General features: G+C 72.4%; 11 protein-coding genes. 10 read left to right on the top strand and 1 reads right to left on the bottom strand.

All coding sequences use genetic code 11. The features are described 5' to 3' along the window. Positions 1-107: 107 nt before the first annotated feature. Positions 108-1,382 (top strand): phytase, encoded by a 1,275-nt coding sequence (locus tag ACWEQG_RS17715; RefSeq protein ID WP_452285870.1) that lies wholly within the window; start codon positions 108-110, stop codon positions 1,380-1,382. A 56-nt stretch (positions 1,383-1,438) separates the two neighbouring features. On the opposite strand, the gene ACWEQG_RS17710 is transcribed toward ACWEQG_RS17715, so the two are convergent. Next, positions 1,439-2,611, bottom strand: coding sequence for an ABC transporter substrate-binding protein (locus tag ACWEQG_RS17710; protein WP_452285868.1), 1,173 nt, complete (start codon positions 2,609-2,611; stop codon positions 1,439-1,441). A gap of 201 nt (positions 2,612-2,812) precedes the next feature. On the opposite strand from ACWEQG_RS17710, the gene ACWEQG_RS17705 reads away from it, so the two are divergent. The 9 genes from ACWEQG_RS17705 (at position 2,813) to ACWEQG_RS17665 (ending at position 11,701) form a co-directional block, all read left to right on the top strand. Beyond that, positions 2,813-3,556, top strand: a complete 744-nt coding sequence (locus tag ACWEQG_RS17705; RefSeq protein ID WP_346224513.1) for a GntR family transcriptional regulator — start codon at positions 2,813-2,815, stop codon at positions 3,554-3,556. A 110-nt stretch (positions 3,557-3,666) separates the two neighbouring features. After that, positions 3,667-4,638, top strand: coding sequence for a Gfo/Idh/MocA family protein (locus ACWEQG_RS17700; RefSeq protein ID WP_452285866.1), 972 nt, complete (start codon positions 3,667-3,669; stop codon positions 4,636-4,638). Further along, positions 4,635-5,486, top strand: coding sequence for a sugar phosphate isomerase/epimerase family protein (locus ACWEQG_RS17695; RefSeq protein ID WP_452285863.1), 852 nt, complete (start codon positions 4,635-4,637; stop codon positions 5,484-5,486). Before ACWEQG_RS17700 ends, ACWEQG_RS17695 begins: the two co-directional genes overlap by 4 nt. 35 nt (positions 5,487-5,521) lie before the next feature. Next, positions 5,522-6,529 carry a 5-dehydro-2-deoxygluconokinase gene (iolC, locus tag ACWEQG_RS17690; RefSeq protein ID WP_452286314.1) on the top strand — a complete coding sequence of 336 codons (1,008 nt, stop codon included), beginning with the start codon at positions 5,522-5,524 and terminating at the stop codon, positions 6,527-6,529. Next, a complete protein-coding gene (locus ACWEQG_RS17685; protein WP_346224510.1) occupies positions 6,522-7,397 on the top strand; it encodes a Cgl0159 family (beta/alpha)8-fold protein in 876 nt (291 codons plus the stop codon). Before iolC ends, ACWEQG_RS17685 begins: the two co-directional genes overlap by 8 nt. Then, positions 7,394-8,206: a 5-deoxy-glucuronate isomerase gene (gene iolB, locus ACWEQG_RS17680; protein WP_452285861.1), complete on the top strand. Its 813-nt coding sequence runs from the start codon at positions 7,394-7,396 to the stop codon at positions 8,204-8,206. Before ACWEQG_RS17685 ends, iolB begins: the two co-directional genes overlap by 4 nt. Beyond that, the gene (gene iolD, locus ACWEQG_RS17675; RefSeq protein WP_452285859.1) at positions 8,203-10,065 is read left to right on the top strand and encodes a 3D-(3,5/4)-trihydroxycyclohexane-1,2-dione acylhydrolase (decyclizing); all 1,863 of its coding nucleotides are present in this window, start codon (positions 8,203-8,205) and stop codon (positions 10,063-10,065) included. The genes iolB and iolD overlap by 4 nt, the downstream gene beginning before the upstream one ends. Continuing rightward, positions 10,065-11,045, top strand: coding sequence for an inorganic phosphate transporter (locus tag ACWEQG_RS17670; protein WP_346224507.1), 981 nt, complete (start codon positions 10,065-10,067; stop codon positions 11,043-11,045). Before iolD ends, ACWEQG_RS17670 begins: the two co-directional genes overlap by 1 nt. Then, on the top strand, positions 11,042-11,701 hold the full coding sequence (locus ACWEQG_RS17665; protein ID WP_346224506.1) for a DUF47 domain-containing protein: 660 nt from the start codon (positions 11,042-11,044) through the stop codon (positions 11,699-11,701). The genes ACWEQG_RS17670 and ACWEQG_RS17665 overlap by 4 nt, the downstream gene beginning before the upstream one ends. Positions 11,702-11,821: the final 120 nt, after the last annotated feature.

The raw sequence follows: 11,821 nt of genomic DNA, 5'->3' as shown, positions 1-11,821 counted from the left end.
ACCGATCTCCTATCTGTGCTTATGTCCTGACATAAGGATGACCTATTGCATTAGCGTTAATTCGTCATTACGGTCAAGGCGACATCATCCCCAACCGAGGAGGCGCGATGCGTCCCCTGTCCGGGCTGTTCCTTGCCACCCTGACGATCTCCCTGATAGGCGGGGCGGCGGTCCCCGCGTCGAGCCAGGGCGTCGCCACCGTGTACCCGCAGGTGGAGACCCCCGCCCTGTACGACGACGAGGCCGGCGGCAACGCCAACGGCGACGACCCCGCCATCTGGGTGGACCCCCACGACTCGGACGACAGCGTGGTCATCGGCACCGCCAAAGAGGCCGGGCTCTTCGTCTACGATCTCGACGGACGGCAGGTCCAGCACCTGCCCGCGCCCGCGGCGCCGGGCCCCGACGACGAGGTCGGCAGGTTCAACAACGTCGACGTGGCCTACGGTTTCGGCGGCCGGGACCTCGCTGTGGTCTCCGACCGGGGCCGCGACCAGCTCAGGATCTACGCCATCTCCCACGGGCGGCTCACCGACGTGACCGACCCGGCCGCGCCGTTCGTCTTCAACTCCACCCAGGAGCAGGTCAACGACAAGGAGACGGCGTACGGCCTGGCCACGTGGACGGACTCCACCGGGACGTACGCGCTGGTCAGCCGGCGGCACCGGACCTCGGTCGGGCTGGTGAGGCTGCTGCCCAAGCCGGGCGGGAAGGTCGGCTACCAGTTGGTCAGGACGCTCGACCTGCCCGCGTCGTTCGCCCTGCCCAACGGCCAGACCTGGGCCCCGTGCGACGAGCCCGGAGTGCAGCCGCAGGTCGAGGGCATGGTCGTGGACCAGGAGAAGGACGTCCTCTACGCCGCCCAGGAGGACGTCGGCATCTGGCGGATCCGGGCCGACCTCACCGGCACGCCGGTGCTGGTGGACAAGACCAAGGAGTTCGGCGTGCCCGGCACGTACGACGCCGCGACCGACGAGTGCACGCCCGGCGCCGACCCCGGCTACGGCGGCAGACATCTGGCGGCGGACGCCGAGGGCCTGACGATCTACTACCGCGAGGACGGCAAGGGCTACCTGCTGGCCTCCAGCCAGGGCGACAGCACCTTCGCCGTCTACCGCAGGGAGGGGTCCAACTCCTACCTCGGCCAATTCCGCGTGAGCGAGAAGAACGGCCGCGACGGCGTCGAGCACAGCGACGGCTCGACCGTGCTGAACGTCCCGCTCGGCGACTTCGACGAAGGCCTGTTCGTCGCGCACGACGGGGAGAACACCCCCGCCGAGCCCGACCGGGAGATCACGAACTTCAAGTTCACGAAGTGGGACGACATCGCGGACAAGCTCGACCTCGACGTGGACACCGACGGCTGGGACCCGCGCGACTGACGCGGGCACATCAGAAGGCCCCCGGGTGTACCCGGGGGCCTTTCCCGTTCACCGGGTCAGCCGTGGTTGACGCGCCAGAAGTCCGAGACCGTCTGCCGGTTGCGCAGGTCGCCCAGCAGCCCGGCGGGGTCGGTGTGGAAGAGCTGTCCCTTCCAGTCGCTCAGGCCCTCCGGGGTGACCAGCGGCTTCACCGTGCTGTTGCCGGAGACGCCGCCCTCGCCGATCTCGTGCTTCACGCCCTCCTCGGTCATGATGAAGTGGACGTACAGCTTGGCCGCGTTGGGGTGCTTGCTCTTGGCGGCGATCGCGACGTACTTGGGGTAGCTGAAGCCGACGAACGGCGTCATCCCCTCGCAGGTCGCCTGCGCGTATCCCTTGTCCTCGTTGTTGCGGAACTTCGAGATCGACATGAAGCCGATCTTCTCGTCGGTGGCGTTCGGCGCGCCCACCGCGGCCGAGATGTCCTCGTCGGAGCCGGTCAGCACGGGCTTGTTGGCCGAGATGCGCTTGACCCACTCGTAGGCGGCGCTCTTCTCCTCGGTCTGCAGCGGCTTGCCGTACTTCGCCTGGTAGGCCTGCTCCAGCGCCTGGTTGCCGTGCGCGTCGAGCTGGGTGAAGAACGACAGCACCGTAGGCTTGCCGAGCGGGTCCTGCATGACGAGCTTGCCCGCCCACTGCGGCTCGGTCAGGTCCCACACGTTCTTGATCGGGCATCCGCCGGGCGAGAGCTTGGTGTTGTACGCGAAGACCGTGGCCTTCGACAGCGCGAGCAGCGGGTTCTGGTTCTCGGCCGGGATCTGGTCCTTCAGGTCGGCGGGCACCCACGTCTGGGCGACGCCCTGCGGGATGAGCTGGCCGACCAGCACCCCGCCGTCCTCGTACATGGCCGCGTCGATGGTGACGTTGCCGGCCGCGTGCTCCCGCGTCATCTTCTCGGCGGTCTGCGGAGTGTCGGACTTCACCCCCTCCATGGGGATGCCGTACTTGGCGGTGAAGGCCTTGGCCACCTCTTCGATGTCGCCGCTGGAGTCGTAGACGAGCAGGCCGCCCTCCTTCTTCGCGGCGGCGACCAGCGCGTCCAGGTCGAGGGACGCGTCGATCGAGGGGCCGGGCAGCGGCTGCTCGGCGCGCGTCGCGGAGGACGGCGCGTCCGGGCCGGTGGAGGGCGCGCAGGCGGCGACGGCGAGCGCGAGCAGTGCCAGGGGAACGATCTTCCGGGTACGCCTCAAGGTGGCGTCACTCCTCTTGCCTCTCGGGGGTCGTCGGGCGCCGCCCAGAGCCCCGATCCGGCGCCGCGGTGTGCTCCACGATGAACGTCACGTGAATAGTTTGTCAAGACATAATGACCTCCGTTGCGAACTGGACATCTTCCGTCGATCGGGCCACTGCGGCATTGGTCAAGACATTCTGATGTCAGCTACCGTCGAGTCGTGACAGTCACCAAATTGGACATCGACCTCGACAGGTCGAGCCCCGTGCCCCTCTACTTCCAGGTGGCCGAGCGGATCACGGAGGCCATCCAGGCCGGCAAGCTGCCCCCCGGCTCCCGGCTGGACAACGAGATCCAGCTCGCCGAGCAACTCGGCCTCTCCCGCCCCACCATCCGCCAGGCGATCCAGTTCCTCGTGGACAAGGGCCTGGTCGTCCGCAAACGCGGCGTCGGCACCCAGGTCGTGCACGGCCAGGTGAAGCGCGCGGTCGAACTCACCAGCCTGTACGACGACCTCCGGAGGGCCGGGCAGGAGCCGGAGACCCGGGTACTGTCCCTGGACACCGTACCGGCCGACGAGGAGGTCGCCGCGACCCTGGGGCTCGAACCGGGAACGGAGGTGCTGCGGCTGGAGCGGATCAGGTTCGCCATGGGAGAGCCGCTCGCCCTGTTGCACAACTGGCTGCCGGTCGGGCTGGCCCCGCTCACCGCCGAGTCCCTGCAGGAGCGCGGCCTGTACGAGATGCTGCGCCAGACCGGCATCCGGATGCGGGTGGCCCACCAGCGGATCGGCGCCCGCGCCGCCACCCCGGCGGAGGCCCGGCTACTGGAGGAGCGGCGCGGCTGCCCGCTGCTCACGATGGTCCGCACGACCTACGACGACCAGGGCCGGGCGGTCGAGCACGGGTCACACGTGTACCGCGCTTCGCATTACTCCCTTGAGGTCACCCTCGTGGAGCGCTGAGTCACACTTTCCTTGCTCGGGATGATAGTTCATCCGTATGTCAGGACAAAGTCTTGATATTTACCTTCCGCTCATCTAGAACTGGAGGCCCCTGGACGAGGAGCTGACACATGCGTGTGGGTTTACTGGGCCTTGGCCGCATAGGCGTCTTCCACGCCGCCACCCTTGCCGGTCTCGTGGACGAGTTGGTGGTCTCCGACGTGGACCGGAGCCGGACGGAGGAGGTGGCGGCACGGCTTTCCGCGACGGTCGGCGATCCCTTCGACACGGACGCGGTCGTGATCGCGACCCCGACGTCCACCCACGCGCAGGCAATCGAAAACGCCTGCGAGCTGGGCGTCCCGGCGTTCTGTGAGAAGCCGGCCGCGCCCACGGTGGAGGAGACACTGCGGGTCGCCGAGACCGTCGAGCGCACCGGCGCCGTCGTGCACATCGGCTTCCAGCGCCGCTTCGACGCGGGCTACCTGGCCGCCCGCGACGCGCTGCGCTCCGGAGCCCTGGGCGTGCTGCACCGCGTCCACCTGGTCACCGCCGATCCCGCACCTCCCCCCGCCGGCTACATCCCCTTGTCCGGCGGCATCTTCCGCGACTGTCACATCCACGACTTCGACATCCTGCGCTGGGTCACGGGGCGCGAGGTGGACACCGTCTACGCGGCCGGCGCCAACCGCGGCGAGGAGTTCTTCGCCGAGGCGGGCGACGTGGACACCAGCGCCGCGATTCTGACCATGGACGACGGCACGCTGGCCACACTGCAGGGCTCGCGTTACAACGGCGCGGGCTACGACGTGCGGATGGAACTCGCCGGCACCCGCGGCGCCTGGGCCGCGGGGCTCGGCGGGCGCACCCCGCTGCGCTCGGCCGAGGGCTTCACGCCGGACGGCGACCCCTGGCCGGACTTCCAGGCCAGGTTCGAGCAGGCGTACGTCGCGGAGATGACCGCCTTCCTGGAGGCGGCGCGGGGCGAGCGGGAGAGCCCCTGCTCGGTCCGCGACGCCCTGGCCGCGCTGTACGTGGCCGAGGCCGCTGACCTGTCCCGCCGGACCGACCGTCCCGTCCGCGTCATGGAGGTGGCCAAGTGAGGATCGCCGCCGCCCCCATCTCCTGGGGTGTCTGCGAGGTGCCCGGCTGGGGCCACCAGCTCGCCCCTGAGCGCGTGCTGGCCGAGATGGCCGCGCTCGGGCTGACCGCGACCGAGCTGGGCCCGGACGGGTTCCTGCCGCCGGAGCCGGACCGCCGCGCCGCCCTGCTCGACGGCTACGGCCTGCGCGCCGTCGGCGGTTTCGTCCCGGTCGTCCTGCACGACCCGGCGCACGACCCGCTGCCCGGCCTGCGGGACACGGTGGCCGCCTTGGAAGCGGACGCGGTGGTCGTGCTGGCCGCCGCGACCGGGGTGGACGGCTACGACGGACGCCCCGCCCTGGACGACGAGGGCTGGCGGACGCTGCTGTCCAACCTCGACCGGATCGACCGGGAGATCTCCCACCTGGTCACCCTGCACCCACACGTGGGCACCATGGTCGAGACCGGCGAGGAGGTGGAGCGGGTCCTCGAGGGCGCGGCCGTCTCGCTCTGCCTGGACACCGGGCACCTGCTGGCGGGCGGCGCCGACCCGCTGGACATCGTCAGGAAGGCCCCCGAGCGCATCGCCCACGCGCATCTCAAAGACGTCGATGCGGCCCTCGCCCGGCGGGTCAGGGCCGGCGAGCTCACCTACACCGAGGCGGTGCGGGCCGGGATGTACCGTCCGCTCGGCCACGGCGACGTGGACGTGGCGGGCATCGTCTCCGGCCTGACGGCCGCGGGGTACAGCGGCTGGTATGTCATGGAGCAGGACGTGATCCTCACGTCGGCCGACGCCGATCCCGTGGAGGACGTGCGCGCGAGCCTGGCCTACCTCACGGGCCTGGCCTCCCCGGAGGACGCGTGACCGGCACCGATCCGGCGGCGCCTGAGGTGCTGACCATGGGGCGGGTCGGGGTCGACCTCTACCCGCTGGAGGTCGGGGTCTCCCTGCGGCAGGTCACGGCCTTCGGCAAATACCTGGGCGGCAGCCCGACCAACGTGGCCGTGGCCGCCGCCCGCCTGGGCCGCCGCAGCGCCGTGATCACCCGCACCGGCGCGGACCCGTTCGGGTGGTTCGTGCACGACGCGCTGCGCGAGTACGGCGTGGACGACCGCTACGTCACCGCGGTGCCCGGCCTGCCGACCCCCGTGACGTTCTGCGAGATCCGGCCGCCGGAGGACTTCCCCCTGTTCTTCTACCGCTGGCCCAAGGCGCCCGACCTGGAGATCCTCCCCGCCGAGCTCGACCTGGCCGCCGTCACCGGCGCCGCGCTGCTGTGGACGACCGTCACCGGCCTCTCGGACGAGCCGTCGCGCGGCGCGCACCTGACGGCGCTGAAGGCCCGGGGACGCGCCCCGCACACCGTGCTCGACCTCGACTACCGGCCGATGTTCTGGCCCGACCCGCGTACGGCCCGGCGGCATGTGCGCGATGCGCTCGAACACGTGACGGTCGCGGTCGGCAACCTCGACGAGGCCGAGGTGGCCACCGGCCTGCGCGATCCCGAGGCAGCCGGCCGGGCCCTGCTCGACGCCGGGGCCGAACTCGCGATCGTCAAGCAAGGATCGGCCGGGGTGCTGGGCATGACGGCCGGCGAGACGGCGGTGGTGCCGCCCGTCGACGTCGAGGTCGTCAACGGGCTGGGCGCCGGGGACGCCTTCGGCGGAGCGCTGTGCCACGCGCTGCTCGCGGGCTGGCCCCTGGAGCGGACGCTGCGGTTCGCCAACGCCGCGGGCGCGATCGTCGCCGGCCGGCTGGCCTGCGCTCCGGCGATGCCGACCCTCCGCGAGATCGAGACCGTCGTGACACGGGGTTCCGCGCGGGGGCTTTCCCCGGACCCGGGGAACCTCATCCAGGAGGACGTCCCTCATGGGCGAGCAGGAAGGGGGGACGCCAGGCATGCGTGAGGAGGACTACCACCGCCTGCTGGACGACCGGGCCTGGCACCCCGAGCGGGTGGTCCAGGCGGCCGCGGTCCGCAGGCGCAGGCCGTTGCTGAGCGGGCGCGGCCGACTGCTGATCATCGCGGCCGACCACCCGGCCCGGGGCGCGCTCGGCGTGGCCGGACGCCCGATGGCGATGGAGAGCAGGATCAGCCTGCTCGACCGGCTGACGACCGCCCTGGCCCGGCCCGGCGTGGACGGGCTGCTCGCCACCCCCGACATCGTGGAGGACCTGCTGCTGCTCGGCGCCCTCGACGACAAGATCGTGATCGGTTCGATGAACCGGGGCGGCGTCCAGGGCGCGGCGTTCGAGTTCGACGACCGCTTCACCGCCTACGACGCCGACTCGCTCGCGGCGATGGGCTTCGACGGCGGCAAGATGCTCTGCCGTATCGGGGTGGAGGACCACGCCACCGCCGCCACGCTGGCGAGCTGCGGGCAGGCCGTCACCCAGCTCGCGCGGCACGGCCTGATGGCGATGATCGAGCCGTTCTGGTCCCGGCGCGTCGGGGGCGTGGTGCGGCACGACCTGTCGCCTGAGGCGATGATCCGCGCCATCAGCGTCGGCCAGGGGCTGGGGGCGACCTCCGCCCACACCTGGCTCAAGCTCCCGGTGACCGAGGACATGGAACGCGTCCTGGATGCCACGACGCTGCCCGTGCTGCTGCTCGGCGGCGAGCCCGGTTCCGACGAGATCTGGGACTCCTGGAGCAAGGCCCTCCGCCTTCCCGGCGTGCGCGGCCTGGTCGCCGGTCGGGCGCTGCTCTATCCACCGGACGACGACGTCGTGGCGGCCGTGGACGCCGCGGTCAACCTGCTGGAGACCACATGACCTACATTCCCCACGGCACGGCCGCCTCCGGCCCCTGGGACGTCGAGATCACTCCCGAGGCCGCGGGCTGGACGTACGCCGGGCTGCGGGTCGTGGACCTGACGGACCGGCCGGTGGAGCTGTCCACCGGCGAGGAGGAGATGCTCGTCCTGCCGCTGGCGGGCGCGTGCGACGTCGTCGCCGACGGCCTGCGGCTGTCGCTCACCGGACGCCCCTCGGTGTTCTCCGGGCCGACCGACTTCGCGTACCTGCCGATCGACGCCCGGGTCACGATCACCGGCAGGGGCAGGATCGCGCTCCCTGCCGCCCGGGCCACCCGCCGCTTCCCCATCAGATACGGCCCGGCCGACGCCGTGCCGGTGGAGATCAGGGGCGCGGGGCAGGCGACCCGGCGGGTCGACAACTTCTGCTCCCCCGAGGCGTTCGACTGCGACAAGCTGATGGCGGTCGAGGTGATCACACCGGGCGGCAACTGGTCGTCCTATCCGCCGCACAAGCACGACACGCCGTCGGAGCACGAGGCGGTGCTGGAGGAGATCTACTACTTCGAGGGCGGCCCCGGCTACCAGCGGGTGTACGGCACCCACGAGACGCTGGCCGAGGTGTCGGCGGGCGACGTGGTGCTCGTCCCGCACGGCTACCACGGCCCGTCGATGGCCGCGCCCGGCTACGACCTCTACTACCTGAACGTCCTGGCCGGCCCGGCGGACAAGCGGTCCATGGCCTTCTCCGACGATCCGAGGCATGCGTGGATCCGCGACTCGTGGGCCGATCAGCCCGTCGATCCCCGGCTCGGAGGTGCGTCATGAGGAACACGACGAGGCTTACGGTGGCGCAGGCGCTGGTGCGGTTCCTCTCGCGGCAGTGGACCGAGCGCGACGGCGTGGAGCACCGGCTGATCGCGGGGTGCGCAGGCATCTTCGGGCACGGCAACGTCGCCGGCGTCGGCCAGGCCCTGGCCGAGCAGGGCGCGGGCATCCACGACCCGCTGCCCTACTACCTGGCCCGCAACGAGCAGGCCATGGTGCACACGGCCGTCGGCTACGCCCGGCAGTCCGATCGGCTGTCCACGCTCGCCTGCACCAGTTCGATCGGGCCGGGCGCGACCAACATGGTCACCGGGGCCGCTCTGGCCACGATCAACCGGCTGCCGGTGCTGCTGCTGCCCGGCGACCTGTTCGCCACCCGGGTCGCCTCGCCGGTGCTGCAGGAGCTGGAGGACCCCCGGTCGTACGACGTCAGCGTCAACGACTGCCTCAAGCCCGTCAGCCGTTTCTGGGACCGGGTCAACCGGCCCGAGCAGCTGCCGGCGGCGCTGCTCGGGGCCATGCGGGTGCTCACCGACCCCGCCGAGACCGGCGCGGTGACGCTGGCGCTGCCGCAGGACGTGCAGGCCGAGGCGTACGACTGGCCCGAGGAACTGTTCGCGCGCAGGGTCTGGCACGTGGCCCGGCCGGTCCCCGAACCCGCCGCCCTGGCCAGGGCCGCCGAGCTGCTGCGCGGCTCGCGCCGCCCGCTGATCGTCGCCGGGGGCGGGGTCAAGTACAGCGGCGCCTGCGCCGCGCTGGCCCGATTCGCCGAACGTCACGGCGTGCCGGTGGCCGAGACCCAGGCAGGCAAGGGCGCGTTGCCGTACGACCATCCGTGCGCGGTGGGCGCGATCGGGCACACCGGGACCCCGGCCGCCGACGCGCTGGCCCGCGAGGCCGACCTGGTCATCGGGATCGGGACCAGGTACACCGACTTCACCACCGCCTCCCGGACGCTGTTCGCGCAGGCCCGGTTCCTGAACGTCAACGTGGCGGCGTTCGACGCGGCCAAGCACGCCGCCGAGATGCTCGTCGCCGACGCCCGCGAGGCGCTGAAGTCGCTCGACACGGCTCTTGACCGCGTGGACTGGCGGGCCGACCCCGGCTGGACGAGCCGGGCGACCGAGCTGGCCGCCGCGTGGCAGGCCGAGACCGACCGGTTCTACGGCGGGACCGAGCTGACCCAGCCGGTGGTGCTGGGCGTCCTCAACGAGGTCGCCGCGGGCGGCGTGGTGGTCAACGCGGCCGGGTCGATGCCGGGCGACCTGCACCGGCTCTGGCGCGCCTCCGACCCCGGGCAGTATCACGTCGAGTACGGCTACTCCTGCATGGGCTACGAGATCGCCGGGGGCCTGGGGGTGAAGCTCGCCGCCCCGGAGCGCGAGGTGTTCGTGCTCGTCGGCGACGGGTCCTACCTGATGATGGCCCAGGAGATCGCCACCGCCGTGCAGGAGGGCGTCAAGCTCGTCATCGTGCTGGTGGACAACCAGGGCTTCGCCTCGATCGGCGCGCTGAGCGAGTCGGTCGGCGCGCTGCGGCTCGGCACCGCCTACCGGAGGCGCGGCCCTGACGGGCGGCTCGACGGAGCGCGGCTGCCGGTGGACCTCGCCGCCAACGCGGCCAGCCTCGGCGCCGACGTGCTGACGGCGGCCGATCCGCAGACCCTGCGGGGCGCGCTCGCCAAGGCCGTCGCGTCCCCCCGTACGACCGTGGTCTACGTCGAGACGGTCCCCGGCCCCGCGCCGGGCGCCGAGGCGTGGTGGGACGTGCCGGTGGCCGAGGTGTCCGGGCTCGCCGAGGCGCGCACCGCGCGCGAACGCTACGACGAGGCCAAGCGTGACCAGCGGCCCTACCTCTGATGGGGTGGACGCTCGCGTTCGCCGCGGCGGCCGTGCTCTTCACGTTGATCAGCGGGGCCAACGACGGGGCGACCCTGATCGGGCTCGGGCTGCGTTTCCCCCGCTCACCGGGCTGGACGGCCGCCGTCCTGCTCACCGCGGCCCTGTTCGCCGGGCCGTACGTGCTGGGCGTCACGGTCGCGCGGACGTTCACCGAACGGCTTGCCGGGCTGGACACCGGGCAGGGGGCGGCGGCCTTTCTGGCCGGAGTGGCGGTGGCCGTGACGGTGGTCGCGGTCCTGACCGGCCGCGGCCTGCCCACGAGCCTCACGCTCGCCGTGATCGGCGGTATCACCGGCGCCGGGCTCGGCGCGGGGCTGCCGGTGGCGTGGCGGGGGGTGGCCGCCGTCCTGGCGGTCGGGGCCGGAGCGCCGCTGGCCGGGCTGGTCCTCGGCTACCTGCTCGGGACGGCGTCCCGCCGGGTGCCGTCCTACCAGCGGATGTCCCGGCTCGTGGGCGCCGCCCACCTGCTGGCGTACGCGGCCCAGTGCCTCGCGTACGCGGTGAACGACGGCCAGAAGATGATCGCGGTCGCGAGCGTGGCGATCGGCGTGGGCCGCGGCGGACTGGGCGGGGTCGGCCCTGTCGACGTCCCGCCGGTGTGGATGGCGGTCCTCGCGGCGCTCTTCCTCGCCGGGGCGCTGGCGGGTCTCCCCCGGGTAGGCGCCCGGCTCGGCCGCGGCCTGGTCATCACCCGGCCGCTGCACGTCGTCTCGGCGGAGACGGCGGCAACCGGCGCCGTGCTCGGCAGCTCGGCCCTCGGCAGCCCGGTGAGCATGACCCAGTCCATAACGGCCGGCGTCGTCGGCGTGGCGGCGAGCGAAGGAGCACGGAGGGTGCGATGGCAGGCAGTGGTGAACATGGGAACGGCGTGGCTGGTCACACTGCCGTCGTCGCTGGTGCTGGGCTGCCTCGCGGGGCTGACGCTCAGGCTGGCGTGACCGGCGCACGCGGGCGCGGCCGCCGGTTCGCGCGCGCCTGGGACGACCTGCGGGGGCGGTCGGCACGGCGCGTGGTCGACCTGGTCCGCGGGCAGATCGCCGTCGCGCGGGACGGCGCCGGGCTCGCCCGCGCCACCGCCACCGGCGAGACGGACCGGCCGGCCGCGCGGGCCCGGATGGCCGAGGTGGAGCACGAGGGGGACGCGGCCCGGGCCGAGCTCGTGGAGACCCTGCTCCGGGTGCTCGCCACCCCGATCGACAGAGAGGACCTGTTCCGGCTCTCCCGGTCCATCGACGACGTCCTCGACCACCTGCGCGACTACGTACGCGAGACCGACCTGTTCGGGCCGGAGGACCTCGGCTTCGCGGTCGAGCCGCTGCAGGCGGTCACCGACGGCCTGGCCGAGCTGGACGCCGCCGTGCTGAAGATGCTCGACGACCCCGGCTCGGTGACCGTCGCCGTGCTCGCCACCCGCAAGTGCTGCAACCGCCTGCGGCAGCTCTGCCAGGCCCGGCTCGCCGAACTCTTCAGCGGCCCGCTGCGGATGGAGACGCTGCGCGAGCGCGAGTTGCTGGCCCGCCTCGACGCGGTGGGCCGGCGGCTCGGTGAGGCCGCCGACGCGCTCGCCGACGCCATGCTCAAACGCAGCCACTGAGCCGCGTCCCACCCGGCGGAACCCCGTTTCCGCGTCCCCGGCCCGCACACCCGATTCCCCGCCCCTTCCCGACGTCCCCGCGACGCAGAAAGCGGGGCCCCGCACCCCGGCGGTCCCCGA

The sequence above is a fragment of the Microbispora sp. NPDC004025 genome (genome assembly GCF_053604425.1).
Note: the sequence above shows the minus strand (reverse complement) of the source record. Positions and strands in the feature narration are given on the sequence as shown.

Excerpts from the sequence above, each read along its gene's own strand:
- ACWEQG_RS17700 (WP_452285866.1), top strand. The coding sequence starts at position 3,667 with ATGCGTGTGGGTTTACTGGGCCTTGGCCGCATAGGCGTCTTCCACGCC.
- iolB (WP_452285861.1), top strand. The coding sequence starts at position 7,394 with ATGACCTACATTCCCCACGGCACGGCCGCCTCCGGCCCCTGGGACGTC.
- iolC (WP_452286314.1), top strand. The coding sequence starts at position 5,522 with ATGGGGCGGGTCGGGGTCGACCTCTACCCGCTGGAGGTCGGGGTCTCC.
- iolD (WP_452285859.1), top strand. The coding sequence starts at position 8,203 with ATGAGGAACACGACGAGGCTTACGGTGGCGCAGGCGCTGGTGCGGTTC.
- ACWEQG_RS17685 (WP_346224510.1), top strand. The coding sequence starts at position 6,522 with ATGCGTGAGGAGGACTACCACCGCCTGCTGGACGACCGGGCCTGGCAC.
- ACWEQG_RS17670 (WP_346224507.1), top strand. The coding sequence starts at position 10,065 with ATGGGGTGGACGCTCGCGTTCGCCGCGGCGGCCGTGCTCTTCACGTTG.
- ACWEQG_RS17715 (WP_452285870.1), top strand. The coding sequence starts at position 108 with ATGCGTCCCCTGTCCGGGCTGTTCCTTGCCACCCTGACGATCTCCCTG.